The 26,446-nt window shown below is 66.7% G+C and carries 38 protein-coding genes; 14 read left to right on the forward strand and 24 right to left on the reverse strand.

Translation table 11 applies throughout. From position 1 onward, the window contains the following. From FVW27_RS18660 to FVW27_RS18775, 24 genes are all read right to left on the reverse strand, one after another. The coding region (locus FVW27_RS18660) for a phage tail tape measure protein (protein WP_167128090.1) at positions 1-1,671 on the reverse strand (1,671 nt) is incomplete at its 3' end. An 89-nt stretch (positions 1,672-1,760) separates the two neighbouring features. Continuing rightward, the gene (locus FVW27_RS18665) at positions 1,761-2,096 is read right to left on the reverse strand and encodes a phage tail assembly protein (protein ID WP_167128093.1); all 336 of its coding nucleotides are present in this window, start codon (positions 2,094-2,096) and stop codon (positions 1,761-1,763) included. A gap of 9 nt (positions 2,097-2,105) precedes the next feature. After that, entirely contained in the window at positions 2,106-2,459 is a 354-nt protein-coding gene (locus tag FVW27_RS18670; RefSeq protein WP_167128096.1) for a phage tail tube protein, read from the reverse strand. Between the two features lie 30 nt (positions 2,460-2,489). Continuing rightward, positions 2,490-3,953, reverse strand: a complete 1,464-nt coding sequence (locus FVW27_RS18675) for a phage tail sheath subtilisin-like domain-containing protein (RefSeq protein ID WP_167128099.1) — start codon at positions 3,951-3,953, stop codon at positions 2,490-2,492. Between the two features lie 3 nt (positions 3,954-3,956). Beyond that, positions 3,957-4,193 carry a DUF2635 domain-containing protein gene (locus tag FVW27_RS18680; RefSeq protein WP_167128102.1) on the reverse strand — a complete coding sequence of 79 codons (237 nt, stop codon included), beginning with the start codon at positions 4,191-4,193 and terminating at the stop codon, positions 3,957-3,959. 7 nt (positions 4,194-4,200) lie between these two features. After that, complete coding sequence (locus FVW27_RS18685) at positions 4,201-4,857, reverse strand: phage protein Gp37 (RefSeq protein ID WP_167128104.1); 657 nt, start codon at positions 4,855-4,857, stop codon at positions 4,201-4,203. A gap of 2 nt (positions 4,858-4,859) precedes the next feature. Then, positions 4,860-5,342 (reverse strand): phage virion morphogenesis protein, encoded by a 483-nt coding sequence (locus FVW27_RS18690; protein WP_167128105.1) that lies wholly within the window; start codon positions 5,340-5,342, stop codon positions 4,860-4,862. Next, positions 5,342-5,755, reverse strand: a complete 414-nt coding sequence (locus FVW27_RS18695) for a gp436 family protein (protein ID WP_167128107.1) — start codon at positions 5,753-5,755, stop codon at positions 5,342-5,344. The genes FVW27_RS18690 and FVW27_RS18695 overlap by 1 nt, the downstream gene beginning before the upstream one ends. A gap of 12 nt (positions 5,756-5,767) precedes the next feature. Further along, positions 5,768-6,148, reverse strand: coding sequence for an HI1506-related protein (locus tag FVW27_RS18700; protein WP_167128110.1), 381 nt, complete (start codon positions 6,146-6,148; stop codon positions 5,768-5,770). Positions 6,149-6,158: 10 nt separating this feature from the next. Next, on the reverse strand, positions 6,159-7,049 hold the full coding sequence (locus tag FVW27_RS18705; RefSeq protein WP_167128113.1) for a Mu-like prophage major head subunit gpT family protein: 891 nt from the start codon (positions 7,047-7,049) through the stop codon (positions 6,159-6,161). Positions 7,050-7,057: 8 nt separating this feature from the next. Next, entirely contained in the window at positions 7,058-7,459 is a 402-nt protein-coding gene (locus FVW27_RS18710; RefSeq protein WP_167128116.1) for a hypothetical protein, read from the reverse strand. Next, positions 7,460-8,611: a phage protease gene (locus FVW27_RS18715; RefSeq protein ID WP_167128125.1), complete on the reverse strand. Its 1,152-nt coding sequence runs from the start codon at positions 8,609-8,611 to the stop codon at positions 7,460-7,462. It abuts the gene before it with no gap. A 382-nt stretch (positions 8,612-8,993) separates the two neighbouring features. Continuing rightward, positions 8,994-10,283, reverse strand: coding sequence for a phage head morphogenesis protein (locus FVW27_RS18720; RefSeq protein ID WP_167128128.1), 1,290 nt, complete (start codon positions 10,281-10,283; stop codon positions 8,994-8,996). Next, complete coding sequence (locus tag FVW27_RS18725; RefSeq protein WP_167128131.1) at positions 10,276-11,853, reverse strand: DUF935 domain-containing protein; 1,578 nt, start codon at positions 11,851-11,853, stop codon at positions 10,276-10,278. The genes FVW27_RS18720 and FVW27_RS18725 overlap by 8 nt, the downstream gene beginning before the upstream one ends. Further along, positions 11,853-13,373, reverse strand: coding sequence for a hypothetical protein (locus FVW27_RS18730; RefSeq protein ID WP_167128134.1), 1,521 nt, complete (start codon positions 13,371-13,373; stop codon positions 11,853-11,855). The genes FVW27_RS18725 and FVW27_RS18730 overlap by 1 nt, the downstream gene beginning before the upstream one ends. Beyond that, on the reverse strand, positions 13,370-13,948 hold the full coding sequence (locus FVW27_RS18735) for a DUF3486 family protein (protein ID WP_167128136.1): 579 nt from the start codon (positions 13,946-13,948) through the stop codon (positions 13,370-13,372). Before FVW27_RS18735 ends, FVW27_RS18730 begins: the two co-directional genes overlap by 4 nt. 9 nt (positions 13,949-13,957) lie before the next feature. Continuing rightward, positions 13,958-14,266 carry a VpaChn25_0724 family phage protein gene (locus FVW27_RS18740; protein WP_167128139.1) on the reverse strand — a complete coding sequence of 103 codons (309 nt, stop codon included), beginning with the start codon at positions 14,264-14,266 and terminating at the stop codon, positions 13,958-13,960. Positions 14,267-14,276: 10 nt separating this feature from the next. Further along, positions 14,277-14,648: a DUF2730 family protein gene (locus tag FVW27_RS18745; protein ID WP_167128142.1), complete on the reverse strand. Its 372-nt coding sequence runs from the start codon at positions 14,646-14,648 to the stop codon at positions 14,277-14,279. After that, positions 14,638-14,970: a hypothetical protein gene (locus FVW27_RS18750; RefSeq protein WP_167128145.1), complete on the reverse strand. Its 333-nt coding sequence runs from the start codon at positions 14,968-14,970 to the stop codon at positions 14,638-14,640. The genes FVW27_RS18745 and FVW27_RS18750 overlap by 11 nt, the downstream gene beginning before the upstream one ends. Further along, entirely contained in the window at positions 14,927-15,343 is a 417-nt protein-coding gene (locus FVW27_RS18755) for a hypothetical protein (protein ID WP_167128147.1), read from the reverse strand. Before FVW27_RS18755 ends, FVW27_RS18750 begins: the two co-directional genes overlap by 44 nt. Further along, on the reverse strand, positions 15,344-15,751 hold the full coding sequence (locus FVW27_RS18760) for a hypothetical protein (RefSeq protein WP_167128150.1): 408 nt from the start codon (positions 15,749-15,751) through the stop codon (positions 15,344-15,346). It lies immediately after the preceding gene. Continuing rightward, positions 15,751-16,359, reverse strand: coding sequence for a glycoside hydrolase family 108 protein (locus FVW27_RS18765; RefSeq protein ID WP_167128153.1), 609 nt, complete (start codon positions 16,357-16,359; stop codon positions 15,751-15,753). The genes FVW27_RS18760 and FVW27_RS18765 overlap by 1 nt, the downstream gene beginning before the upstream one ends. A 195-nt stretch (positions 16,360-16,554) precedes the next feature. Next, a complete protein-coding gene (locus FVW27_RS18770; protein ID WP_167128156.1) occupies positions 16,555-17,028 on the reverse strand; it encodes a hypothetical protein in 474 nt (157 codons plus the stop codon). 121 nt (positions 17,029-17,149) lie between these two features. Further along, a complete protein-coding gene (locus tag FVW27_RS18775) occupies positions 17,150-17,899 on the reverse strand; it encodes an XRE family transcriptional regulator (protein WP_341806179.1) in 750 nt (249 codons plus the stop codon). A 160-nt stretch (positions 17,900-18,059) separates the two neighbouring features. Between FVW27_RS18775 and FVW27_RS18780 the strand changes: the two genes are divergently transcribed. The 14 genes from FVW27_RS18780 to FVW27_RS18845 are packed head-to-tail and all read left to right on the forward strand — an operon-like array spanning position 18,060 to position 26,445. Next, positions 18,060-18,566 (forward strand): hypothetical protein, encoded by a 507-nt coding sequence (locus FVW27_RS18780; protein WP_167128162.1) that lies wholly within the window; start codon positions 18,060-18,062, stop codon positions 18,564-18,566. After that, the gene (locus FVW27_RS20710) at positions 18,563-18,895 is read left to right on the forward strand and encodes a hypothetical protein (protein WP_208294884.1); all 333 of its coding nucleotides are present in this window, start codon (positions 18,563-18,565) and stop codon (positions 18,893-18,895) included. The genes FVW27_RS18780 and FVW27_RS20710 overlap by 4 nt, the downstream gene beginning before the upstream one ends. Beyond that, positions 18,895-19,110 (forward strand): hypothetical protein, encoded by a 216-nt coding sequence (locus FVW27_RS18790; protein ID WP_167128165.1) that lies wholly within the window; start codon positions 18,895-18,897, stop codon positions 19,108-19,110. Before FVW27_RS20710 ends, FVW27_RS18790 begins: the two co-directional genes overlap by 1 nt. Further along, entirely contained in the window at positions 19,107-19,406 is a 300-nt protein-coding gene (locus FVW27_RS18795) for a hypothetical protein (RefSeq protein ID WP_167128168.1), read from the forward strand. Before FVW27_RS18790 ends, FVW27_RS18795 begins: the two co-directional genes overlap by 4 nt. Next, a complete protein-coding gene (locus FVW27_RS18800; RefSeq protein ID WP_167128171.1) occupies positions 19,403-19,711 on the forward strand; it encodes an ASCH domain-containing protein in 309 nt (102 codons plus the stop codon). The genes FVW27_RS18795 and FVW27_RS18800 overlap by 4 nt, the downstream gene beginning before the upstream one ends. After that, positions 19,708-20,193 carry a DUF2325 domain-containing protein gene (locus tag FVW27_RS18805; RefSeq protein WP_167128174.1) on the forward strand — a complete coding sequence of 162 codons (486 nt, stop codon included), beginning with the start codon at positions 19,708-19,710 and terminating at the stop codon, positions 20,191-20,193. Before FVW27_RS18800 ends, FVW27_RS18805 begins: the two co-directional genes overlap by 4 nt. 9 nt (positions 20,194-20,202) lie before the next feature. Continuing rightward, positions 20,203-20,643 (forward strand): hypothetical protein, encoded by a 441-nt coding sequence (locus FVW27_RS18810; protein WP_167128177.1) that lies wholly within the window; start codon positions 20,203-20,205, stop codon positions 20,641-20,643. A 3-nt stretch (positions 20,644-20,646) separates the two neighbouring features. Beyond that, positions 20,647-21,135: a hypothetical protein gene (locus tag FVW27_RS18815; protein WP_167128180.1), complete on the forward strand. Its 489-nt coding sequence runs from the start codon at positions 20,647-20,649 to the stop codon at positions 21,133-21,135. Between the two features lie 2 nt (positions 21,136-21,137). Then, the gene (locus tag FVW27_RS18820; protein ID WP_167128182.1) at positions 21,138-21,338 is read left to right on the forward strand and encodes a hypothetical protein; all 201 of its coding nucleotides are present in this window, start codon (positions 21,138-21,140) and stop codon (positions 21,336-21,338) included. Then, a complete protein-coding gene (locus tag FVW27_RS18825; protein ID WP_167128184.1) occupies positions 21,325-22,149 on the forward strand; it encodes a DUF1937 family protein in 825 nt (274 codons plus the stop codon). The genes FVW27_RS18820 and FVW27_RS18825 overlap by 14 nt, the downstream gene beginning before the upstream one ends. A 2-nt stretch (positions 22,150-22,151) precedes the next feature. After that, on the forward strand, positions 22,152-22,478 hold the full coding sequence (locus tag FVW27_RS18830) for a helix-turn-helix domain-containing protein (RefSeq protein ID WP_167128186.1): 327 nt from the start codon (positions 22,152-22,154) through the stop codon (positions 22,476-22,478). Between the two features lie 10 nt (positions 22,479-22,488). Then, positions 22,489-23,526: a kinetochore Spc7 family protein gene (locus FVW27_RS18835; RefSeq protein WP_167128189.1), complete on the forward strand. Its 1,038-nt coding sequence runs from the start codon at positions 22,489-22,491 to the stop codon at positions 23,524-23,526. A gap of 9 nt (positions 23,527-23,535) precedes the next feature. Further along, positions 23,536-25,299, forward strand: a complete 1,764-nt coding sequence (locus FVW27_RS18840; RefSeq protein WP_167128192.1) for a DDE-type integrase/transposase/recombinase — start codon at positions 23,536-23,538, stop codon at positions 25,297-25,299. Then, on the forward strand, positions 25,300-26,445 hold the full coding sequence (locus FVW27_RS18845; RefSeq protein ID WP_167128195.1) for an AAA family ATPase: 1,146 nt from the start codon (positions 25,300-25,302) through the stop codon (positions 26,443-26,445). It abuts the gene before it with no gap. The last annotated feature ends 1 nt before the right edge of the window (position 26,446 follow it).

Consider the following 26,446-nt stretch of genomic DNA (forward strand, 5'->3'; position numbering starts at 1 on the left):
CGGCAGGAGCGCGCCGGGCTTTCCCGCACCAGCGGCGGAACCGGGGGCGGCAACCTTGCCCCCGGCGGTGCCGGGTGCCCCCGCGCCCTGGGCGCTGGATTCAGCATTCGATGTGGTGGACGGGCCTGCGGTGGCGGACGCGCCGATGCCCATCCACTTGCCCACCGTCTCGAACATGGGCCGCAGCTTTTCCCACACGCCGCCGACCCATCCGACGAAGGCATCCCAATAGGGCTTCACGGGTTCCCATATGCCCTTGAAGAACTCCTGCACCGGGGTCCAATGGTCGATGAGGTAGGCCGCGCCCAGCCCGATCAGGACGATGGCAGCGCCTATCGGCGTGGCCACAATGGACGTGGACATGGACCGCCAGGCCATGCCGATCAGGGCTATGGCTGGCGGCAGCACTGTCAGCGCCGCGCCCATGGCCAGCAGGGTGAAGGTGAACGTGGGAGAGGTATCCGCAGCATCGGAAAGCAGGTTCACCAGCGGGGTCAGCATGGACACCACGGCCCCCAGCGGTGCAAGGAATGAACGGCCCACGGAATCGCCCAGCTTCTCCAAGGAGGCCCTGAAGCCCGCGGTCTTCTCGTTGTACGTCGCCATCATGATGGCGAACTGGCTGTCCACGGTCCCGCCGCTTTTCGTCATGATGTCCCGCTTGAGGGACTTCAGTTCTTCCAGGTCCGCCAGTACCGGCTTCAGGTAGTTCTGAACCTGCGTGTCGCGGAATATCTGGCCGATCTTGAACGGGTCGCCGCCGGTCTTGGCCTTTACCGCGTCCAGCACGGCCAGCAACGGGTTTTCACCATCTTCCCATGCCTTGCGGATGATCTTCTTGATGTTGATCCCGGCCTGTTTGGCGTTTTTCAGCGTTTCCGGCGAGGTCAACGATTTCATGAAGTTGGCCATGTTGTTGGCCGCCTCGCCGGGGTCCGCCGCGCCACGCTTGGCTATTTGCAACGATGCCGCCAGCGTGCCCACGGCATCGCTGCCTTCCATCTTCAGGGCCTTGGCCCCTGCACCCAGCATGGGGAAGTACCGGGCCATGTGTTCCAGTTCGAACGCACCTCTGTTGCCAGCGTATGCAAGGCGGTCCATTTCCGCCGTCAACGCATCAGGGGCTACCCCCAAAATTTCGGTAATGACATAGGATGTGTCGGCCAGATCATCGATGGCAGCGCTAGTGGCTGTGGCTGTGCGTCCGACGGGCAACAACGCAGCCTGCGCCTTGTCCGCCTCCATACCCGCCGCAACCATCCTGTTGAATCCGCGCTCCAACTGGTCCACGGACTTATTGGTCGACTCAGGCACAGCCAGCTCACGCAGCCGATTGCGCAACTCGCGCAGCCTGTCGGAGGTCATGTCGGCCGTAATGCCGGTGCCAGCCAGCCGGTGTTCCAGGTCGCCCGCCATGTTCACCGCGCCGCGGATCACCATCAGCGAGGCCACCGCCTGGCCCATCTGCGCAAGGCTGCCCTGAAGGTCATTGGCGCTGCCGCTCATGCCGTGCATCTTGCGGTCGGCAACATCCAGCGCAGCGCCGAGGCGTGTCGAACCGTCGGCCAGGCGGGTCATTTCCGACCGCGCCCCGCTGAAGGAAGACCGGAAGCCGCCCGAAAGAGCGGCCCCGATCATTATGTTGAGCGCCATCTGGCCGGAACCCAGCACGTCAGCCTCCTATCCTTCTCCAGAGATGTCCCGCGCCAGGCGCAGCGCCTCGGCGTGGTATGCAAGGAACTCGGACACCCGCATGTCCTCTATTTCGTGCCTGCCCCATCCGGCGACGTGTCCGAGTTCGAGCGCGGCGCGGCGGATGCGGCCGCCTGGGGCGAGATGAAACCCATCAGCGCCCGCTGCAACTGCACGTAGTCGCACACGGGCAGTTCGCGCAGGGCTTCCGTGTTCAGGTCGCACAGCCGCCCGATGAGCCGCATTTCCACTTCCCCCTGGGTCTGGCCGGGTTCGTCCACGGCCAGTTGGTCCTTCACATACGGCTCGCGCATGGACAGCTGTTCGTACGTCGCCTCGCCCACGAAGAGCGGGCGGGACAGCCTGATCACCTTGGGTTCGCGCGGCTGGGAGGTTGCCGTCATGGTGCCTTCCTATGCTTCTTCGGCGGGGTTGCCGGTGAGTTTGACCTTCATCTTGCCGCCTTCGCCCTCGGACAGGTCCAACACGTCCTCCACGAACGCCTCGCGGATCACCCAGGTGCGGCCAATGTCGGCCCGAAAGGTGACCGTGGCGTTGGTGATGTTGCGGATTTCCTCCACCGGGGTGTCCTTGCCCACGTTCACCTCGCATTCGAGGGTGGCGGGCACCAGTTCTTCGGCAAAGCCCACGCTGGTGCCCACGACAGGCTTGCGGGACATCCCGCCCAGGTTGAGTTTTGCCGAGCGCTGGGTGTCCAGCGTCTTGCCGTCGAAGGCGATGACCGCCCTTCCGAGATATTGTGACATGTCGTTCTCCTGCCTGTTGCTGGCGTGGGGTTAGACGCGGAACTGGACCAGCGCGGCGAACACGCGCAGCTGGTTGACCAGATCGGGCGGCAGCACGACGTCCACGCGGGTGGGATCGTCGGCGTTGCGTTCCACCACCAGCTGGTCCTTGAACGCATTCAGGTTTTCCACCCAGCCGCGCTCTTCCCAGGCGCGGGCCAGGGCGATGAGTTCGGCCCGGATGATGCTGGGCGTGACGATGGCCTGCCCGGCGCCGAACCGGGTGCCGTCGTCGGCCAGCTTGTGCCGGGGAAACTTCTGGCTGATGCGGGCGCGCAGCGTGCTGCGCAGCACAGACAGGGTGGCCAGCGTTTCCACGTCCAGGTAGCTGGGGTCCGGCAGGTTGTAGGCGTTCACCTGGTAGGTGGTGATGGCCCGTTCGATGGACACGGTGCCGTCCACGGCCACCACGAAGGTGCTGACGCCGTCGTACAGCAGCAGGTTGCGCTCGGCCCGGGTGAACCGGTCCGGCTCCGCAGGGGCGAGGATGCCGGGCAGTTCCAGGGTTTGCAGCGGTCGGGCGGGGTCGATGGACAAGTTGTAGGCTGCCACCGCGCCGTACACGGCGGCCCACACCCACGGCGGCGTGGGGCTGCGCTGCGCGCCCATGATGGAGATGACTTCGGAATTGCGGGCGCTGCCGATGGTGGCCAATGCCGCGTGCGTGCCCGAAACGGATGCCCACGCCTGCCCTTCTATCTGGCGGGTGGCGGACCAGCGGTCCTCCAGTTCCGCTTCCAGGGCGGCAAGGTTGGCGGTGTCCGTCCACGGGGTGATCACGTGGTGGTACTGCGCATCGCCCAACTCGGCGAGGGCGGTGGTCACGTCAGGGTTGCCGGTGCCGCCCGACATGCTGACGATGGTCACGGTCAGCCCGGCGGGCACGGCATCGCCCTGCCAATAGGTGGTGCGCAGGTCCAGCGCGTTCATGGTCTCGCCCTTGTGCCGGGCGGTCAGCGTGACCACGGCCCCGGTGGCGGACGCGGTCACCGGAAGGTCGGGCATCTCGCCCACCGCGTCGGCAAGGTCGGCGGCCACGGCGGATGCCAGAGCACCCACGGCCACGGCGGCCTGCACCTTCACCCCGCCCACGTAGAGCACCAGCGTGCCAGCTGCCGTAGCGGTACCGGCAATGGTCACGGTGCCGGTGGCGGCCTGCCCGGCGGCGTTGTCGGCCACGGGCACGGCCCACAGGTCGGAATCCTCGTTGGCTTTCTTGAAGGCGTAGGCCATGGCCGCCAGCATGCTGCCGCGACCGAACAGCGCCACGGCATGGTCGCCGGACAGCACCCGCACGGGCACGAGGGGGGCTGCCGATCCGCCCAGCCGCTGGCCCAGCAGCAGCACGCGGGTGATGTCGCGCACCAGGCCCTTGTTGGCCAGCGAGTTGTCGAACTCCGCGTACTGGCCCGGCGTGCGGATGCTCACCGGAATTTGCGAGAAGCTGATGGTCATGGGTTACTCCTTCTTGCCCGGCTTGCTGGCCGGTGCGGTGTCGCTTTCGGTCACCTCCACGACATCCCCGGCTGCCAGGCGGCGCAGCCAATGGCTGTTGCGGGGTTTGGATTCGCCACCCTCAGCCAGGGGCTTGCGGGTCTCGGGGTCGCGCACCATGTCGTCGGGCCGCGCGGGCCGGATGACAAACGTGGGGGCGGGGACTTTGGAAGCGCGGTTCTTGGCGGTCTGTGCGGACATGTGTGGGTTACTCCTGGTGGAACTCCACGACATCGCGGAGCGGTTGGTCGTCGAAGAGGGGCACGGGCGCACCCCAATCCCCGGTATAGAGCGTGAAGTCGGTAATGCCTGCGGCCTTGGCCACCGCCTCGGCGGGAGTCGTGGCCCCTTGCAGGTCTTCGGGCAGTGCGGCCTGGGGCGCGTCCGCCGGGGCCGGGTGGAGCCAACTGGTGGCGAACTCCACGGCCACGACGGAAATGGCCTGCTTGCGCAGCTTGCCGTTGAACAGGATGCGGGTACCGTGCGGCACCAGCGGGGAAATGTGCTCGCCAAGGCCCAGCGTCTGGCCGCACAGCAGGGCCAGCACGTCATCGCGCATCTGGTGGGTGCCCACCTCGCCGGGCTTGCCGCCGTGGCGGGTGGCCTGCTCGTTGCGCAGCGACCGGGCAACACACAGCACGGCAAAGGTGCCCCGCTCGGCATAGTGGCTGCCGTTGTTGTCGGCGCGTCCCACCCCCGTACAGGTCACCAGGGCGCAGGGCAGGACGTTGGCGATCTTGGCCAGCTCGTCCTCGTCCTCCAGTTGGCCGCCGTAGCTGTCCACGCGCCGCAGCCCGTAGCCCAGCACATCGCGGGGTGCCGAGGCGATGCGGGCGATGATGGCGTTTTCGATGGCGGAGATCATGGTTAGGCCCCTTCCAGGTAGTGTTGGATGATGTCGAGCACGTCGACGCCGTCGTCGTCGGAGATGCCCAGGAACGGCCTGGGCGGAATGGTGCCCCACGGAATGGGGCCGCCGCGCCGGGTGCGACCCGAAGCGCCGCGCAATACCCCCAACTGCATGGCGCGCGCATAGGGCCAGTTGGTGCCCAGCTCCACATGATCGCGGCCTGGCCGGTAGGAGACGCTGCGGTACAGGTCGCCCGAGATGCGCAGAATGGGTTCGGCATCGCCGCGCCGCTTGACCGTCACCGGCGACAGTGCGGGCCAGTCGGCCCCGTCCGGCCCCTGCTGATCTTCAAACCGGCGTTGGGTGCGCTGCAACATCTGCGACCCGATCTCGTCCATGGCGGGCAGCAGGTTGTCCGCACGGGCGGCCAGCCTGGTCAGGGCGCTTTCGATGGCGTCCAGCCCGCCGGTCCGAACGGTGAAGGTCATCCCGCCAGCCATCAGAACCCCCGCATGCTGCCGTCGGTGAACACGCGCCCGCCAACGGCCAGCACCGTTTCACCGGATGCTCCGGGTGTTTCCACGCCGGTGGCCTGCAACTGCACAACGCCTCGCGCCACATCGCGCAGACCCTGCAAGGCGGACTCGTGCCCGGTCTTGACCACATCGGGCACGCCCGCCTTGTGCAGGTAGAAGCGGGCGATGTCGCAGCACCAGCGGCGGACCATGTCAGGCACGGGCAGCAACGGCACCCGGTAGCGCGCCGCCACATAGCCGTTGATGAGTTCCGTGGCGTCGCCCAGGGCGGTTTCCACCACGGCCTCGACAACGGCCCCGGTCAGTTCCGTGTCGGTCAGTTCCACCAGCTCCTGCTGGCCGAACCGCGCCTCCATGTCGCCTATGGTCGCGTACATCGCCCGCCCTCCTTACTGGCCGCCGCTGGCGGGGGCGTCGCCGGTGTTCTGGGGGGCGGCTTCGGCCTTGTCGTTGGCCCCGGTGTCGGTCTTGTCCTCTTCCTGGCCTTCGTCCTTGCCCCCATTACCCTTGGCCGGTTCGCCCTTGCCGCCCCCGGCGGGCTTGCCACCCCTGGCGGCCTTGGCCGGGCTGGCGGGCTTGGCGTCGGCGTCGGTGGCATCGGACAGGTCGGGAACGTCCACCTCGTCCACCACCAGCATGGATTCGCCGGTCAGGGCCTCCAGTTGCTCGTCGGTAAACGTCCCGGCGGGGTAATCGCGGGTGCCGCTGTGGGCCATGCCAGCCCGGCGGAACCCGTCACGCTTCGAGGTGATGCGGATCATGGTCGGCATGCGGCACCCCCTACAGCCACGGCGAAACGAGGATGTCCGCCGAGTTCTGGTAGACGTTAGTGGCGCCGCTGGCGTCGCGTTCGCGCTTGACCACTTCCAGGGCCTGCTGTTCCAGCGTGGCGGGCACCACAAGCAGCGATGCCTTCACGCCCAGCGGCCTGCCCTTGTCGCCCTTCATGCCCTGCATGGCCTCGCGCGCGGCAGCATAGTTGGCGGTGGTCAGTTCCTGCTTGCTGGCGTAGGCCAGCTGCCACAGGCCGAACCCGGCGTTCACGCGGGCATCGACGCCGTAGCGGTATTCCTTGCGGGTAAACACGGCCTCGTCGGTGGGCTGGTCCATGCGCGCGAGGGTGTAATCGCGCCGCTTCTGGAAGATCAGCGGCTTGATGGCACGGGTAACATCCAGCAGGTACCACGCGGTTCCGGTGCCGCCGCCGAAGTTGCTGACGCTGATCTCGTTGCCGCTTTCGTCCAGCACCGGGTGGTCGATGTCGAAGAAGTACTGGCCGTCGTAGCAACGACCAGTGAACCCGGACGCCAGCAGCCCGTAGACCAGCTGCGAGGGGTGTTCCGCGGCGTCCTGGCCAAGCTGGGCGAAGATGGGCGAGTAGATGCCCAGGGTGTCGTCTTCGAAGTCGTCGCGGTCCACGCCCACCGTATTCTCGAACGACTTGTTCTTGATGGTGAAGTCGTGGCTCTTCAGGTTCTGGACCACGCGGTCGCCGACCCACTCGCGGAAGCCGGTGGTCTTGCCCAGAAAGGGGTAGGTTTCCTGCTTCGTCGAGCTGTTCACGACCATGGCGATGCGTTCGTGATCGGGCGTCACGCCCGCGAACGCCTGCTGGTAGATCAGCTTGAAGCCGGTGAAGGCCGCCTGAAGGCTCTGTGCGTTGATATGCATGGTATCTCCTAGAACCCGACCCACACGCCCGAGGCGTCCAGGTCCTTGATGATCCCGGCTGCGGGGCGCGTCCCGCTGCCGTCGGTGGCCGCCACGGTCTGGTCATCCACGGCGTAGGCCTTCTTGCCCACATGGGCGCGGGTGATGCTGCCGTCGTTGGCCAGCTTGAACGCGCCGCGCGTTTCGGTAAGCACGTTGATGTCGCCCGCCGCGCCGGTGCTGTTGTCTGCCAGGGCCACAGCCACGCCTATCACGGTCAGCGCGGCCACGGCGGACGCGGGAACCGCGTAGCCGCTGGCATTCAGGGCCACCAGCCCCCCCACATACAGCCTGGTGGACGCGGCCACGGGATAGCCGTAGCGCGCGTCATCGCGGCGCTGGGTGTCTCTGTCCTTGGTCAGGGCTGCCATTTACGCACCCTCCTTGCCGATGTTCTTGGCGTATTCCTCTTCCGAGAGGCCCAGCTGCGAGCAGATCGCGCGGTCCGTGTCGGTCAGCTTGCCGCCGCCCTGGGGCGGGCCACCGGCGGTCGCGTCGGGTCCGGGCGTCACCACCGCAACGGAGGCGGACATCCACGCCTTGAACCCTTCGGGGTCCTTGGTGGCGTAGTCGGACGCCCAGCCTTCCATGGCCGGGGTGACCTTGTGGGCCGCCTTGGCCTGGTCCACAAGGTCCTTGGCCTTGGTGGCGGCCACCTCGTTGCGCAGGGCGGACAGGTTGCTGGCCGTCTCCTGGTACATGGCGATGGGCACGAACTTGGCAGGGTCGGGGGTGGCCGCCCGGCTGGCCACGGCGCGCACCTGGTCGGCGATGACGCCGGGTGCGGCATCGTCCGGCGCTTCGACGGCCTTGGCGATGGCAACCAGCCCCGCGTTGGCGCTGTGCGCTGCGGTGACGAGGCCCTGTACCTTGGCCGCCACGACATCGTCGGCGCTGTCCGGGGACAGCCCGAGAATGCCGGAGAGCGTTTTCTTGAGGTCCATGTCTTCTCCTCTGGTCGGGGGTTGGGCCTCTTCGCCGATGCGGCAGCCGTCAGGCGAGTCTGCGAGCCCTGCGGATGGCGACCGCAGCGCGCGGCGGGAGGCTATGGCGGTAATCTGCAAGTTGGGCTGGTTGGTCAGGGCGACCGATTCGATGCGGCTGATGCGCCCGTCCTTCCGGCCATGCTCGAACACCGGCGACAGGTAGCGGTACTCGCGGCTGGCCACGTGGGCAGCGCCCTTGTCGGTCCACGTCACGCGACCCCACACCTCGCCATTGCGCACTTCCAGCTGGCTGATCCAGGCTGCGGCAATGGCGGGCTGGCCGTTCACTTCAGAGAAGACCGACTGGTGGTCGTAGTCGATGGGGATGTCGGCACCGGCCTGATAGGCCATGGTGGCCCGGACGATGCCTTCGGGGTCGTCGTTGCGGTACGGGCCACGCCCGTCACGGCCACGGAAAACACCAGCCGGGAGCAACTGCACCCACTCCGGGGGAGTGGCGGTGCCGCCGTCCGACGGCTGGCTCATGGCCACGGCGTGGCATGCCAGCATCTGGGGGGTGTCGTGTGTGGTGTCCATGCGCCCCTTCTAGGGCGCATGGCGTCGCGGCGTCTTTTAACGCCCGTCACAACATGAGGTGGGGGAAACTGTGCGGGACGTGGTGGCCCGCCATGCAGGGAAGGCCACGGGGGATGCGTTCATAAACGTTCTTGAACGCCCTGTGCGGCGCGATACCCTGTCAGGATGGATAAGCGGTCACATCGAAAAAATCAGGGACGCAGGGGCCGTTTTCGCGCGATGTGCCCTTGCGCAGGGTTTCGGGCCGCCGTATGTAGGTCATACAGGCACCGCAGCCGATGCCGGTCGCGAAACCGCTTCGGCCCGTATGCTCCGCCCAGGCAGCGGTTGATACGAAAGGGGAGTGGCGTCCCCCCATCGGCTGCGGCACACCCTGCCCCGCCTACAGACTACCCTCCACCAGTTCGTAATGCCCGCCGTCGCGCAATTCCGCGACATTGGTGCGGCGTCCGCTGCGGACACTGTTGGTGGTGATCTTCTGCCGCCCCGCGCGGGTGGCGTAATTCACCTTCACGATGATCTTCTCCGCGCCGTCTCCGTCCACATTCCAGACGTAGACGAGCCCGTCATCCCATTTGTCCCAGAGGACGGCCTGCGGCGTTGCGAGGATGCGCGGCAGGCTGGCCAGCGTGGACGAGGGCAGCGGCGCGCGCTTGGCGCTGCGCTGCATGTGCAGCACGTCGCCGTCTGCAATGGTGATGGCGCCCGACGCGGGCGTGATCTCGCGTTCCTTCAGGAACGACAGGACACCCGGCGAGAGCGCCCCGACCACCCGGCGCTCGCCCGTGGCCCTGAATGCGCCGCTGCCCGCCCGCTTGCCCACCTCGCCGATCCATTCCGCGCAGTCCCTTTCCAGCGCAGGCAGCACGAAGCGGGCGGACTCCGCCATGGCCCGCGCCGCGACGGTCGGCGGCAGCGGCACCAGCTTGTCTATCAGGGTTCGCGCCGCATGCTGTTCCAGCGCGGCCTTGCCGGGGTTGTAGGCCCATCCCGGGTCGATGCCCTTGGGCACCATCACCCGCTCGCCCGTGCGCGGGTTCTCCCAGGGCAGCATGGGGCGGGGCGGCGCTTCGCTTACCGTGTAGCCGTAACGGTCCATGTCCCGCTGCCCCAACTGCTGGACGGTGCACCGGCAACGCCAGCCGTTGGGCGGGTAGTGCGTATCCCACCACGGGTCATCAGCAGGAAGCACCACGCCGTGCCACCCCCGGTGGTCCGGCCTGGTGCGCCGGTCCAGGATGGCCACGTACCGCAGGAAGGGGCGGCGGTCCTTGGTGCGCTGCACGCGCGCCCACGCTCCGGACGCATGGGCCGTGCGCAGGTTCACGTCGTAGATGGTGCGCAGGCGGCGCGGGCTACCCAGCTGCACCTCGCGCACCTCGCCGGTTGCCGGGTCCGGCAGTTCCTTGCGGCCCCACCAGCCCTTGGCCTGCAAAAGGGGGGTCAGTTCGCGCTGGAAGTCGCGAAAGGTCTGGCCCTGCTCCAACGACTTCAGCACCTGCGCATGCACGTCGCCCAGGATGTCGAACCCTGCGGACTTGGCCACGGTAAAGGCCGTGGCGTGCGCCTCTTGCCACATGTCCTGCCAGTTCCACGTGGCGGGCAACTGGTAGCCCTTGGCCTTGATGTAGGCCACGGCCTCCTCGGGCGGCAGCGGGCGCATCTCAAGCATTACCGCCATCCTCGTTACCCACGACGGCATGGACAGGCGCTCCGGTAAGCCCCGCCAGCTTGGCGACAAACAGCGCCCGTGCCAGCGCCTCGGTCAGGGCGGCGGTGTCCTGCGCCGTGACGACTTCGGGCAGGCGGCGCAGGAACTCGTCGTGCGTGGCGCACTCGTCCAGCAGTTTCCGGATCGGGTCCACCATGCCCTGCACCAGCGGCTGCCAGTCCGCCAGGGCCTCGTCGGCCAGCATGTCCAGCGCGTCCGTATCTTCGTTGTCCCCGCCTGGCCGTGCCGCGTGCGCTGCCAGCTGCGGGGCCGCTTCCTGTTCCGGGGTGGGCTGCGCGATGGCCAGGGGCCTCAGCACCTCGGCGCCTTCGGCGGGCTCGGGCAGCCCCAGCTTGTCGCGGACCGCACTGGCCTCCACGCGCAGCCCAAGGGGCACCATTTCTTTCAGCGCCCCCACCAGCGCGGCCACGTCCTGGGCATCGGGCCTTGCAATACGCAGGCGCGGGTACCGCAGGCGCGGCCCCAGATTCAGGTCCACCAGCGGGCGCACCAGGTCGCGGTTGAGCGTGGCTGCCAGCTGGGCCGCGTCGCTCTGTTCGATGTCCTCGCGCACCCGCTCGTGGGCATTGGCCGTACCCACATGCTGGCCGGTGTCCGTGGTGCCGGTCTGGCCCAACACGGCCTTGGATACCTGCCTGTCCAGGAACGCGGCCAGCTTCTCGAACAGGTCGATGTTGCCGGACATCTTGGCTTCGATGAAGTCGATCTGCATCGAGGCCGGGATGATGGCCGCCGCGTCGCGGGCGATATGCCGCACGGCTTGCAGCAGCTTGTCCTTGTCCTTGGGGGTTGCGGCCCCGTCGTACTTGCCCACCCGCAGGGGATGCCCGAACACCTCGGCGAACTGCACCCACGACTTGATGTCGAAGTTCTTGAACAGCCAGCCCCACGAAATGGCGTAGGCCAGTCCGCCCCGGATGGGCAGGCCGCTTTTGGTCTTGTGTATGTGGGTGATGTACTTGAAGGGCGTCAGGGGCAGCAGCTGCCCCCCCGCGTCCAGCAGGCGCAGCGTATGGCCGTCGGCAGGGTCGAACCGGAACCAGCGCGGATCGCGCCATTTCAGTGCCAGCGGCATCCAGTGCCTGCCGCTGGTTTCCCAGATAATCTCGGTGCAGCTGAAGCCCTTGCCGATGCCGTCCAGCACGTCGAACAGGGCAAACTGCGCCTCGTCCCATTCCAGCCATTCGCGCACCAGGTCTGCGGCGGCCACGTCGGCCTTGTCGTCGCTGGCGGCCACCACGGTGATGGGCAGTCCGGAAACCTGCAACCGGCGGGTGCCCAGCACCGACCGGTAGTGCATGTCCTTCTCTTCCATCTCCTCGGCCAGTTCCAGGTATTGCAGCGGGTCGCCGTTTTCCGCGTCGCGCAGGATGGCGGCCAGCCGTTCCGGGGTCATGCCCTGGGCCGGATGGCCGGAGATGATTTGCCGCACGCCGGTCAGGGTCGGCCCTGCTTCCTCGTCGCGCAGTCGGCCCGTGTCCACGGCCCTGCCCAGGTGATCGTACAGCATCAGTATGCCCCCTTGCCGAAGCGCGCGCGGGGTGCATCCCACGCATCGTCCGGATCGTCGTCGTATCGGGGGCCAGCCCCCGTGGGTTGTGCGGGTTCGTAGGCGTATTCCATGACTTCGGCCCGGCTGGCGGCATTGGCCAGCACGTTGGCAATGGCGCTGTCGCCGTGGCGCTTCGCCTTGCCGCCGGAATCCCCTTTGGGCAGTTGGGCGATGCCATGCACCAGCTTGACGGCCCGGTGGTCGGAAATCACGTCCGCGTCGCGGGGAATCAGGATGTTCCCGTCCTCGAACGCGGCCTTCCACGGGGGCATGTTGTCGCGGTACCAGCCCTCGCTGAACTTCACCTGTTCGATGCGGTTATGGCCGTAACGCTGCGCGGCAACTTCGGCGAGGTAGGCCCCGTTCCCCGTGGCGTCCAGCTTGCCAGCAGTAAAGCGCGGCAGCCGATCCACCACGTAGAACAACACCTGGCGCTGCTGCTCGAAAGGGATGTTCCGCATTTCCACCACAAAGGGCGGGCGGCGCACCATGTTCTGCAACACGGCCAGCGGCCAGAGCACGGACAGGTGGCCCAGGCGGGCGAAGTCCTGGCCGAAGTAGTGCCGCAGGGCCGGGTCGCACTTGGCCAGCAGCGGGCCAAGCTGGTTGTCCAGGAAGTCTCGAGTCTCGGCCACGCGCAGGTGCTCCGCCAGTTCTGCGAAGCCGGACGGCTGCTCCCACCGCACCACGGGGATGTCGGGGTCGGACCGCAGCTCCAGCAGCGCCAACGGCAGGTAAGCCCCCGTGCCACGGCTGGGCACGCAGAACAGTTCCTCCTCCGCGCCGTCTCCGTAGAAGGCGATGATCTCGTCCCGCCATTTGGCCTCGGCCTCCGGCGTCCACGGCTTGCCGCCCTTCTGGCAGATGCGTTGGTACAGGCCCTCCGCCAGCGCGCGGTCAAAGTCGCAGCGCAGCAGCCGGTAGGGCCGCCTGCCCGCGCGGATATCCGTGACCAGGGTGTTGAACGGGTTCTCGTCGCCGTCGTGGGTGGAGATGACCAGCACCTTGCCGCCCCAGATCAGCAGGGCGAACGCGGCCTTCAGCAGTTCCTCCAGGTTGTCGTGGAACGCCGCCTCGTCCAGGATGACCAAGCCTTGCATGCCGCGCAGGGCGCGAGGCATGGACGGCAGCGCCACAACCTTGCCCGCCGCCGTCTCCATGCGGAACGCCTTGATGTCCTGATCCGGGCGCTCCGGGTCGCGGAATACGGTCTCGCCAACGGACACGGCCCCCACCTGCAACACCTTGGCCCAATCGCCGCAGTATTCGATGAACTCCCGCGCCATTTCGAGGTTATAGCCCATGTAGAACACGTCCATGCCGCCATCCTGACGGCGCCGGGCGGCGTGTTCCACGGCTATGGCCGCTGCGGCCCACGAGTACCCTGTCCGGCGGCTCTTTTCGACCACCGTCACCTGAGCAGTACGGACTGTTTCGCGCAGTTCCCACTGGTACGGGAGAAACCCGGCGGTTGTCATACAGCCCCCCCGAGTACGGCCTGCATCATCTGGTCAATGACATCACCCGGCACGCCAGCGGCGCGCCCCACGTCGGACACCGTGGTGGCAGCCTTTTTGGTGGCCACCTTGGTGGCTTCCTCGCGGATGCGGGCAATAAGGTCCGCATCCGTGCGGGACGCCTTGGTCAGGTGGTCCAGGGCCTTGGCCAGCAGCATGGCCCCCATGGGATTCAGGGGGGAGTTGTCGTCGCTGCCGCCCTCCGCGTCGCCTTCCGCGCCACCTGCTTCCGCATTGGACACGATGTCCAGGATCACCGAGTGCATCAGCTCCACGTTCATGCGGGCCGTCTTGCTTTCGGGCGCGTCGCCCAGCCGCTGCACCAACGCCTCGGCCACGGCGCGACTGCGATCGATGCGCTCACGCACCTTGTCGATGCTCTGCTTGTAGCGGTGCAGGGCGCTGCGGCTGACATCCACGTCCAGGGCGGCCAGTGCTTTCAGTATCTCGTCTAGCGTGCGGCCCTGTCCCAGCAGCACGCCAATGCGCTCACGCACCTCGGGTGGCAGGCGTTTGATGGTGGACTTGCGCGGCATGGCCCCCTCCTAGTCGTCGCCCGGCAGGGGGCGCTTGACGCCGGGCACCACGGCCACGCCGTCGGCCACGTCCTGGCCGCGCCCGGTCAGGGCGGCCACGGTGAGGTCGCCGTTGGTGCCTGCGCCGGTGGTGGACACGAGGCCCTGTTCCTCCAGCCACGCAAGGTCGGACAGCACCACGTCATGGCTGACGGCGTGGCCCAGGTCGCGCAGGGCGGTCTTGAGCACGAAATGATTCGCCTCGCGCCCCGGCGCGCCCGACAGCAGGCGCAGCACGCACAGGCGGCGGTCTTCGATGAATATGGTCTTGAGCGACATGTTTGCTCCTTTAGCGGCCTTGGCCCACGTGGTGCTCGGTCAGCATCGCCACTTGACGGGACAGTCCGTTTATCTGGTTGGACAGCCCGTCCGTGCGGGCGCAGGACGCCCGCAGATCGCCGGACAGCTCGGCTAGCCGGACCAACAGGTCTTGTATGTCCTTGGGGGCGGGGATGGTTTTCATGGCTCCTTCCATCCCGGAGAGGCGCGCGTCCGTCCCGACCAACTGCGCGTCCACCTTGCTGTGGCAGGCCTCGCAATCGGCCTTGGCCACGAACTTTTTGCCCAGCGACCACAGGAACCAAACGAACAGGCCCTGCGCCACCAGCACGATGAGCGGCACGATGACGCCCGCCCATTGCACGACAAGATCAGCGTTCATCCGCGCCCCCTTCGTCAGCCTGCCCGGCCTGGGCCTGCGAATCGTAGCAGCGCAGCGCCGCCTCCAGGAGTTTGACGTGGGCGCGGATCACCTCGTGGCGGGCCGTCAGCACGTCCACATTGCCCGGCCCGTCGAACGGCGCATCGCCGTCCACGCGTCCGGCCATGGTGGCCAGCTGCTCCGCCGTCATGTCCGGCGGGTGCGGGCATGGGGTCATCACGTGGCGCACGGTGAGCACGGTGGGGGACGGCTGCGGCGCGGTGGCGCACCCCGCCGCGCTACCAATCGTTAAGCATATCAGCAGCAGCACGGCGCGTTGCATGATCCACCACCTTGGCGGTTTCTTCGGGGGGTCGGGGGCGCGCGGCGGCGCTGGCAAGCATGACCCGGCGCGAGGCCTCGCGTGTCACGTACTCGCGGTGCAACGTCTGCGTGGCGTTCACCTGTCCGGACAGGGCGGTGATGGTGGAATTGCTGGCGCGCTGGTCGGCGATCAGCAGGTTCTTTGCGGTGAGTTGCACAGCCAGTTCCGCCCGTGTGGCGTTGTGCGCTGCCTGCTCCACGGCCAGATCGGTGCGGGCGGCTGCCAGATCGCCGCGCAGCCACAGCGTCAAGGCCAGCAGGGCCAGCACAAGCAGCAGTGCGGCGCCCGCGCCAATGGCGATACCGCGCGCCTCGAGTGTGTCGATGATCATTTAGCCTCCAGTCTCCATGTCGCGCAGAGCCGGTACCGGCTCCTGCGCGGGTGCGGTGGTGTCGATACCGGGCGAGGGCAGCGCACCCCAAACCCCGCCGGAACCCAACTCGAAACGGCTTTGCGCGGCTTTGGCCCCGCACGCCCCACTGATCAGGCTTACTTCCTGCCAGCTGGGGGGGTAGTGATGGCCCGCAGCAATCATGCCCACCACCCACGACCCCAGCACCAGCACGCACACCAGCACGGACATGACCCGCATGGCGGACACGCCGCCGGAGTGGTCGCAGAAGGCGTCGCCCACCAGGGCGGCGGCGTGGGCAAGGGGGCGTCGCGGTGCGGTCGATCCCCGTAAGGACTCGGAAGCCTCGCCCAACGGGGACAGCCTGGCGGCTGCCTTCGGTCGCATTACGCCCACCCCTCGGTGGCCAGTTGGTGGCACCAGCCGCGCAAGCTGTTGGTGCGGGCCAACCACCCCCGCAGAAACGGGCGGTAGTCCACATACGCGCCGTCCACCGTCCGGGGCTGCCGGTTCGCCAGCTCGCGGTAGAACTGTTCGCGCGCGGTAATGACGATGTCGCAGACGGCCAACTGGCCGCCGCCCATGCCCGTGCATAGGGCCTGCACACGGGCCAGGGTCTTGCCGCCCAGGTCACCATCCACCACCAGTTGGTCGCGGCTTACGGTGTTGCACGCGGCCTGCATCTGACGCACGGCACGCCCGCCACCCTGGTTGACGGCGGCATCGTAGATGGCCACGGCCACCAGCGGGGGCAACAGGTTTACGCCGGTCGCGACCCAGAAATGCTCGTGGAACAGGCTGGCCGCCACCTCGGGCGTTACCGCTCGGATGTCGTCTTGATCGATGTCGCCGTCGCCATCGATGTCCACGCCAATGGCGCGGAGCCAGCGCAGCGACACGCCCCGGTTGGTGATGCCGCCGGGATCGTTCGGGTGGTCCACCAGACCGCCCTCCCACTTGGCGACAAACGCCTGCGCCCTGTCGAAAATGTCCATGTCTCCTCCCTTGCGGTGCGGCCTGGCGCTTTGCTGTCGATCCCCGTAGGGCTCGGGACTCGCCCAACGGGGACGGTCCTGCGGACCGCCTTCGGTCGCAACGACAAGGCCCACCTTAGGTGGGCCTGTGGGAGTGCGTCTTTTAACGGATGTGAAAACAAGAAGCCCCGCCGGAGCGGGGCTTGATGGTGGGAATCAGTTCAGCGGCAGGTGCAGATCGTTGCCTGAATGCGCCACGGCCTTGTCGAGGCATAGCGATTGACATGCGCTCTTGGGCACAATCAGGCTTTGCCCGTTGCTGGAAACACCAAAGAAGCACCTGTTCCCAAATGCTCCATATCGTGAGGGGATGATGGGGGTTTCCTTGTTCACCAGAAATACCAGATTCGCATGATATGCCCCCGTGGCGTCCGGGAAAGCCATCTGAACCTGCTCGAACGTCAGGGCGTCGTAATACTTTCCCAAGCCAGGGCACGCAGCGAGAATTTTCGGCCACGCCTGCGTGAGCCGTTCGCGGGCTTCAGAGGGAACGTTCTCCGCAAGCTGCGGCAGTGCCGGAGGCTTCCTGGTTAGTTCTGCCACCTGCACAAGCAGGACCGCCGCCACAAGGAACGCGAACGCTCCCCAGACAAGTTTCCGAGCCTTTGGCGACTGCCAGCTATTTCCCATGTCAGCCTCCCCCAAAAACTGCCGACGTCGGCAGTCTGCATTTTATCTGCACCTAATGTTTACAGCGTATTGCGAAAACTAGCCGCTTGAAAATTGCCGACGTGTCGGCAGTTTTGCGTTTCTACTTCGCTTCCCGGCACCACCAGATGATGCGCCCGATCACCCGCACCGTGTCGGCTAGGTCGCCGCGCAGCGGCACCTCAATGGGCGAGTACGTCGGATTGACGGAGTTCAGCACCAGCGTTCCAGGCAAGAAGTCCAGCCGCTTGACATACACCCCATCCTCAACGCCTACCGCATAAATAGCCCCAGGCACCACGCCTGTTTGCGACTGGTCAATCAGCACCATATCGCCGTCCTCGATGGCCGGGGCCATGCTATCGCCCACAACGTCCATCAGCACCATGCTGGCGACCTGACCTTTCCGGACCAACCAGTCCGAGCGGAAGGCATAGCTACCCACCGGGTCTCCGTTGGCCTCCAGGCTGCCGCCGCCTGCGCTCAGGCGCGCCTGCACCTTGGGGATCATCACCACATCGCAGTCCGCGCAGGCCACCGTGGAAGGGGCCGCGCCACTCGAAACCGCAAGAGTGGCCTGTGGGTCTATGGACACGGGGTCATCTGTCCCAAAAATGAGCCAATCCGTCGTGACCTTGCCCACACGACACAGGGCCATGATCGCCTCGGCATCAGGTGACCCAACGCCCTGTTCATATCTCCCCAAAGTGCTCCGTGCAATGCCAGTAGCTTCCGCAAAGGCAGCCAGGGACATGTCGCCGCGCAAGGCGCGGATTCGTTCAGCGATGCTTGGCATATCGTGCCCAATTCTAGGATTTGGGATGTTTTGTCCCGAATACGGGTTGACTATCATCCCAAAAACGGACACTGTCCATTTGCGGGACGGTAGCAAAAAGCACTAGCAAGCACGACGCTACCAGCCCGCGCCGCAAGGGTCAACGCCGCGAGACGGCAGAGATCGGACACCGAAAGGGCCTGCCCGGCCCAAATTCGGACAAGCAAGCGAGGCCGGTGTGCAAACCACCCACCTTTCCCTCTTCGACGACGCGAACCGCAAGGCGGAGGAAAACCGCTCGGCGGAAGTGCGCAGCCGCAAGGCCATGCGCGCCGCCGGGTTCATCAACGCGTTGAAGGGGTCCATGTTCCGCGCGGCCAAGGCCAGCCCGCTCTCCCGCGACCAGATCGTGGACGAGATGAACGAGCTGGCCGCCGCTGCCGGGCGTCGCCTGACGCAAGGCAGAGCCAAAGGCATAGCGCGCGACACTCTCGACAAGTGGCTGGCCACGGAAGACGTGGACCACGTTCCCAGCATCTACGCCGTGCATGTCTTCTGCCTCGCCCTCGACGATCCGTCCCCGCTGCGATTCTGGCTGGAGGCCATGTTCGGTGAAACCACCGCAGGGCCAGACATCCTCAAGCTGGCCGAGTACGCGCGCGGCGTGCTGGAGCACAAGCTGCGCACCAAGCGCCAGCGCAACCTGGAAGACCAACTCATCTCGAAACTGGAGGGAACCCGATGAACGCGGTGACTGTGCAGTACGGTCTCGGCAAGGGCCGGGATTGCATCCAATTGCAGGCCCATCTGAAGCACAAGGGGCTGTCCATGTCCGGCGTGGCCCGCACGCTGGGCGTCCACCATTCCCTTGTCCAAGCCACTGTCGCTGGCACCCGCAATAATCGCAAGGTGCTGGCATACCTGATCAAGAAAGGTGTCCAACCGCACGCGCTGTTCCCCATGGCGTGGAAAGAGCCGGACGCCTACGCCCCCGCCATCGACAAGCTGGTGCGCGAACTCGCCGACCTTGGCGTGCAGCTGACCGGGCTGCCGCAACGTCGGAGGGCCGCCTAATGGAACCCCGCACCGATCACATTCCCCCGTGCGCTCCCGGCCATGCCGTCCACGGCATGGAGCCGATGCGCCTGTACACCTGTCCCTCGCATACCCCCGGCCACGTGATGATCCGCGTGCGCGGCGAGGCTGGCGAGGTGACCGTGATCGCCCCGCGCGACAGCCGGGGCAACGCCCTGCGCGCCGCCCTGCAACTGGCAGGGGGTGCCGCATGAGCGCGTTCTGCATCGTGGACGCGGCCCGCACCCGTCAGACCGGCCTTGCCGTGAAGGTGTCGCGGCGGTCGCACTGGACCATGGACGTGGACGATGCCGCCCGCATGGGCCTGTCCGAAGCCAACACGCTGTGCGCAAGGCTGACCGCCGACACCCGCGTGGTGGGGGCCGATACCCTGCATGCCGCTGCCGTGCGCATGGTTCCGGTTGGCACGCACGCCGTGGCCGACCTGGGGCACCTGCTGGCCGACGCCGAGGCCGTCATCATCGACGTGGATGCGAGGGTAGCCGCATGAGCGCCCGCCCGCTGTTCATCCCCTTGAAGGCCCGCCACTTCGACGCGTTCAAGAGCGGCGAGAAGACCGTGGAGTTTCGCGCGTGGGGGCCGCGCTGGAATGTAGGCACCTGCCCTGTAGGGCGCGAGGTCATCTTGTCTCGCGGCTACGGCAAGGCTGACCGCCTGCGCGGCGTGGTCATCGGCTACGAAGAGGGCAAGGCCTGCACCCTTAGCCCGCAACATCAGGCGGATGTGCTCAACTGCTACGGCCTGACCGACATCATCATTTGCGCCATCCACATTGAAATCCAGGAGGCCGCATGACCAGCATCGTCCTGATCGGCGGACTCGACCGCCTGCACGGCAAGTACCGCGATGTCGCCGCCGAGCGCGGCGTGGACCTGCGCTGCTACACCGGGCGCGAGGCAGACCTTGCCTCCCGCGTGGGTTCTGCCACCGCCGTACTGGTGGTCACCAGCGTCATCAGCCACCGCGCCGTCAACATCGCCAAGGCGCGGGTGGATACCCCCATCATCCGCCTTCGCGGCGCTGGCGTGGGCCATGTGCGCCGAGGCATCGGCATAGCCTTGCAGCAGCTGGCCGCGCTGGCCTGCCTGCTGCTGATGCTCACTGGCTGCGCGCCGGACGCACCCAGCCAGCCCGACACGCCCGCCACCGTCACCCACCGGTGCGAGGGCGGCATCCAGCACGTGGCCGTGCGGATAGGCTCCGCCTCGGCCCTGGTCCCCGTCCGCCTGGCGGATGGCACCCCGCAACCCTGTCCGGCGCTGTGCGCCGCGCGCTAGGAGCGCCCCATGGAAATGAGCCTCTGTGATGAACTGCGGGAGATCATGTACGACGCCGACCTGCTGTTGCAGACGGTGCTGCCGCTGAGCCTGTTCGAGGAAGCGCCGAGCGCGCTGGTGGCGCTGTGCCTGGGCCAGAGACAGGAAGAACTGGCCAGCCTGTTCGCTATCCCGGAACTGGCGACGTCCGACGATTCTCCGCACGGCACTGCGGACACCATCCTCTTCAACAAGACCGGCCTCTACATGGCCTTCAACCTGCCCATCCCCGAAGACATCGCGTTCGACAGCACGGGCGATGTCCAGTCCTACTGCTCCAGCCATGGCGCCGCCTGGGTCATCCACGTCTACGCGGACACCATGACCGACGGCGTGGCGCTGGCTCTCCGCGAGCGGGCCAAGCTGCTGGACGGGGCCTTTGATCGCGCCCGCAAGGAACAGGGGGTGTAGGCCATGTTCGCCAAACTCTTCGAACGCGACGGCCAGCAGGTTCTTGTCCGCAAAGGGGAGCACGATGGGCGGCCCGCTCTGCTTGTCACCATTGATCTCGAAGACGGTCTGGTGGCCACCACCCATATGTCCGTCAACGACGCCAGCCTGGTCCACCAGATGTTCGACAACATAGCCGAGGATGGCGCGTTCTTCTGCGCCGACAAGATGCGTCAGGACGTCTTCCGCATCATGCCCGGGAAAGGGCTTCTCGAACCTGTGCCGTTTGCCCGCCTGTTCGATCTCGACGGCGGTCAGGTGCTGGTCCTGAAGGAAACCAACGACGACGGGGAACTGGTGATTCAGGTCATCCAAGGCAAGGACTGGCCGACCACCCTGCGCGAAGGGACATATCCCGACCACGAGAAGCGGGACCGCTCATTCGCAGCCGTCTTCACCTCGGCGGAAGCCGCCGTGGCGTGGGCGTCTATCTTTGAAGCGCAGGTGGGTTAGCCATGGCCGCCAATATCAAGACCTTCATCGCCGACGTGGACCGCATGCGCGAACTCCAGCGCACCTACTTCCGCACCCGCGAACTGCCCGACCTGGACGCTGCCCGTGCGGCGGAACGACTTGTGGACGCCCAACTGGAACAACTGACAGGCCGTCGCCAGCCGACCCTGCCGGGCATGGAGGGCCGTCATGGAAACGCCTAGCCCCTACGGCAGCGACGACATGGCCAAGTACGCCGCCGACCGCGAGGCCCGCGAACAGGCCGAGCGCGACAGGCTGGCCGCCGCCCTTGGCAAGGATTGGAACCCCGTCCGCCCGGCGGATGTCCGCGCGTGGAATGTGATCCCGGCCCCCAAGTTCAAGAAGGACTACGTGGGTTCGTTCGTCCGCGTCCTGGACGTGCCCCGCCACCAGTACGGCGGCAACGCACACGACGCGGTACCCGACAACGCCGTCATGCAGATTCGCACGCGCGTCACGGGGTACAGCAGCAGCAACAAGGTGGTCCTCAACTGCGACTGGCACTGCCCCTGCTGTGGGCGGCCCCACGAAAAGATCATCGACGAATCCGCCATAGCCGAGGGCAAGGTTCAGTTTCTCGCCCCCTCCAAGCATTCGGCAGGCAGTTGCGGCGAGAAGTATTTCTTCTACCTCGCCTCGCCCTACAGCCACCCCGAGCATGCCGTCAGGGAACAACGCTGGCTGGAAGCTGCCCGCGCCGCCGCGTGGCTGATGAACAACGGGCACAGGGTGCTATCGCCCATCTCCATGGGGCACCCCATGGCCGTGTGGGGAGCCAAGGGCGACTGGCAGGCGTGGCAGCACGTGTGCCTTGCCATGCTCGCCGCAACAAAGTCGTTGTGCATCCTCATGATTGACGGGTGGGAACAGTCTGTCGGCATCCGCGCGGAACTGGATCACGCCCGCAAGCTCGGCATGACGGTGTGGTCGCTCCTGCCGCAGGATGACGGCGACTATCAGTTCGGTGTCAGCGCAAAGATGCAGCGGGGCTAGCCATGACCACGCAAACTACCGCCAACGCCGCCACCCGCCGCTGCCTGCGCATCGTGGAAATCCTTGCCGGGCGCGTGCTGGACGGCTTGTCCAATAAGGAACTGGCAGACACCCTGGGCGCGCCGCCCCCCACCATTTCGCGCGACCTCGCCGTGCTGGCCGACATCGGTTGGGTGCAGCGTCTGGAAAGCGGTCGGTGGTCCCTGTCGGCCAAGCCGTTGCAGATCGCCCAAGCCTACTCGAACCACGTGGAGCGCACCACGCTCCGCATATCCGAACTCAATCAGCGCATCGTGGCCGGGGCTTTGGCCCTCGGCGGCAACCAATAAGGAGCACGACATGACGACGCCCGAATCCATGACCGAAGCGCTCAACGACGCAGCAGCCACCAGCGCCCGCCGTGGCCGCCCGGCCACGGCCACTACCCCGGTGGAACCGCTGCCCGACCTGCCCGGCGCGGTCACCGCCTCCATTGAAGCCACCCGCACGGTGGCCACCACGCTGGCCGAGGCCGTCACCGCGCAACAAATGACCCTCGCCGAAGGTTTCGGCATGGCGCGCGCTTTCGACTTCATGAGCAGATTCACGGGGCTGGCCCGCACGAAATGGCTGGCTGAACGCAAGGAGAGCGGGGACTACAAGGGCCTCTCCATGCCCAACGCCCAAGGGCAACTGGTCGAACTGCGCACCTTTGAAGACCTCTGCGAAGTGTTGGGAGTCAGCCGCTCCAAGGCAGACGAGGACATCAAGAACCTCATGCTCCTCGGCGAGGAGTTTTTGGAAGCCTCCCAACGCCTGGGCCTTGGCTACCGCCAGCTGCGCCAACTGCGGGCGCTGCCCGATGACGCCCGCCAGCTGGTCATTGAGGGCGAGGCGGTGAAAGAGAGCGACCCCGAAGCCCTGAAGGACTTGCTGGAAGAACTGGCCGCCCGCAACGCCACCGTCCGCAAGGAGAAGGATGACCTGGCCGCCGACCTGGCCGCCCGCGACAAGGTGTTGGCCACCAAGAACAAGGCACTAGACGAGGCGCAGACCGAACTTGCCAAGCTCACCAGCCTGCCCCCGGACAAGCGGCTGGAACTGGAAATGGAGCGCGAGGCCAACGCCCGCAAGGAACTGGACGCGGCGCTGCACGGTTTTGTGGGCGCGGCGGTGCAGGGCCTCGCCGTCGCAAGGGCGGTGCTGGAAAACCGCGAAGCCAACGCGGCCACGTGCGCCTACATGCACGAGGCATGGAGCAACGTGTGCCTCCGGCTGGCCGATCTGCTGCACGAAAACAGCATCGACGTGGATTTCCGGCAGGTCGTGTACCCCAAGTGGCAGGGCGACGTGGACGGCAAGCGCGGTGACGCGACGGGCGACGACAGCGCCGAATAGGGGATGGTCATGGACGCGCCGCGCCTTGAATACCTCATGCGCCTGAAGGCCAATCTGTACGCAGCCCCCGCCGAGAGCGGCGCGCTGGTGGCTGCCGCCAGCAAGGCGCTGCGGTGCAGCGTGCAGACGGTGTATCGCCAGCTGCGCAAAGTGGGCTGGGAAAGCGGGCGCAAGACCCGCGCCGACCGGGGGTGCATCAGCGTGCCAGAGGACCTGGCCCGCTTCACCGCCGGTTTGGTCAAGGTGGCCACCCGCGCCAACGGCAAAAGGACCATGCCCATCACCGTGGCCTGCGACATCCTGGGCGGCAACGGCTACGGGGTGGTCAACCCGAAAACAGGAGAGATCGCCATGCCCAGCCCCAGTACAGTGGCCCGCGCCATGTCCATCTACGGGTGCCATCCGGACCAGTTGGAGCGCGGCAACCCGGCGATGGAACTGCGCAGTTTGCACCCCAACCACGTGTGGGCCATCGACGCATCCCTGTGCGTAGTGTTCTACCTGCCGCGCGGAAAGGTCCGCGTGATGGACGAGGCGGTTTACTACAAAAACAAACCCGCCAATCTGGAAAAGGCCGAGCGCGACAGGGTGTGGCGCATCGTGATTACCGACCACAACAGCGGCGCGCTGTTCTTCCGGTACGTGCTGGGCAGCGAGGACGCCATGTCCGTGTTGGATACCCTGATACGGGCCATGGTGCACCGAGGGCCGCACGACCCCATGCATGGCGTGCCCTGGGTGCTACTGTCCGACAAGGGTGCGGGTAACCTCTCCGGGTTGGTCACGCGCTGGCTGCGCTCGCTGGGCATCAAGCATCTGCCGCACAAGCCGGGGAATCCGCGTGCCAAGGGACAAGTGGAACAGGGGCAGAACCTCATCGAAACGCAGTTCGAGGGGCGTCTGTCGTGCATGCAGATCGCCGACATCGACGCCCTCAACGCCGCCGCCGAACGGTGGCGCATACATTGGAACGCCACCGCCATCCACGGGCGCCACGGGCGCACCCGCAACGAGGCGTGGCTGTCCATTCGCCAGGAACAACTGCGGGTGGCCCCGTCAGAGGAGATGCTGCGCGACCTGGTGGCCACCGAGCCGCGCGAGGTGAAGGTCACGCCCAAGATGACCATATCCCACGCTATCAAGGGCCAGAAGTCGCGCGACTATGACGTGCGCTATGTCGAGGGCATCGTGGTGGGGCAGACGGTCAAGGTGGCGGTCAACCCGTACCGCGCCCCGGCTGTGGACGTGATCGTCACCAAAGCGGACGGCTCGGAAATCGTCACCACGGTGGAACCCATCCAGCGCGACGATGCCGGGTTCCGCGTTGACGCACAGGTGATCGGCGAAGGGTACGCGGCGCTGCCGGATACCCGCACCGACACGGTGCTCAAGGACATCAAGCGCGAGGCCTACGCGGCGGACACGCTGGCCGATGCCGACAAGGCCGCCAAGTCCCGCACCCCTGCCTATGCGCACCTGGACATGCTGGCCGACACGCAGGACGCCCCCATCTACATCCCGCGCCGGGGTACGGCGCTGGACGTGGACGCGGCCCGGCGCGAGGTCGCGCCCATGTCCCATGTCGAGGCGGCCAAGCAGCTGCGCGCCATGGTGGGCGAAAAGTGGGGGCCAAACGGCATGGCATGGCTGCGCCAGCGCTACCCCGACGGGGTTCCGCAAGACGCGCTGGAAGACATTGCGGCCCGGTTCGCAACCCCGGCCCCGGCGGCAGCCCCCGCGCCGCTGCGGCTTGTGGCCGCAGGAGGGGTGTAGATGCGGCTGAAGCAACTGCTGGAAGGATTGGGACAGCCCCAGCGCGCGGTGGCCGACGCGGTTGGCATCAGCCCGGCGGCGCTTTCGGCCATCGTCACGCGGGGTGTGTGGCCCCGCCGCGACACCGAAGGCGTGAAGGCCCGGCTGCTGGACTGCCTGACGAAAAACGGCGCGAGCAAGGCGGCTGCCCTTGCGGCCCTGAACGAAACCAAGCCGGGCAAGCCCGGCACCGAATCAACGGAGGATGACACCATGCTGATGCGCAAGCAGACCTTGACCCCCCAGGCAAAGCGGCAGTTCGCGCTGGTTCGCAACCCGTTTTCCGATGACCTGAATGGCCCCGATGACGTGTGGCTGTCCGGTGATTTGCGCTACGTGCGCGAAATCATGCTCAGTACCGCGCGCCATGGCGGCCTGCTGGCCGTCATCGGCGAATCCGGCAGCGGCAAGAGCACGCTGCGCAAGGACTTGGAAAACCGGGTCCAGGCGGACGGCCTGCCCATCGTGCTGATCCAGCCCTACGTGCTGGCCAGCGAGGACAACGACAAGCAGGGCAAGGCGCTCAAAAGCATCCACCTTGCCGAGGCTATCCTGTACTCCGTGGCCCCCCATGCGAAGTGCATGAGCAGCCCGGAGGCCCGTTTCCGGCAGGTCCACCAGGTGCTCCGCGACAGCGCCCGTGCTGGCCAGCGCCACTGCATGATCATCGAAGAGGCGCACTCGTTGAGCCACGCCACCCTCAAGCACCTGAAGCGGTTTCTGGAACTGGAAGACGGATTCACCAAGCTGCTGTCCGTGATCCTCATCGGCCAGACGGAACTGCGCACCAAGCTCGGCGAGGCGGACAGCACCGTCCGCGAGGTGGTGCAGCGCTGCGAGGTGGTGGACATCAACCCCCTCGGCAACGATCTGGCGGGCTATGTCGAGCACAAGTTTAAGCGCGCGGGCGTGGATATGGAGAAGGTCATTGCTGACGACGCCCTGAAGGCGCTGGCCGACAAGCTGTCCGGCCCGCGCAACAAGGGCGGGCGCGCCGTGTCGCTCGTCTACCCGCTGGCCGTCAACAACGCGCTGGTCGCATCCATCAATATGGCCGCGCACATCGGCGAGGCCCGCGTGACCGCCGACGTCATCAACAGCATATAAG

Origin of the sequence: Nitratidesulfovibrio liaohensis (assembly GCF_011682075.1) — a bacterium.
In the GTDB taxonomy this organism is placed as follows: domain Bacteria; phylum Desulfobacterota; class Desulfovibrionia; order Desulfovibrionales; family Desulfovibrionaceae; genus Cupidesulfovibrio; species Cupidesulfovibrio liaohensis.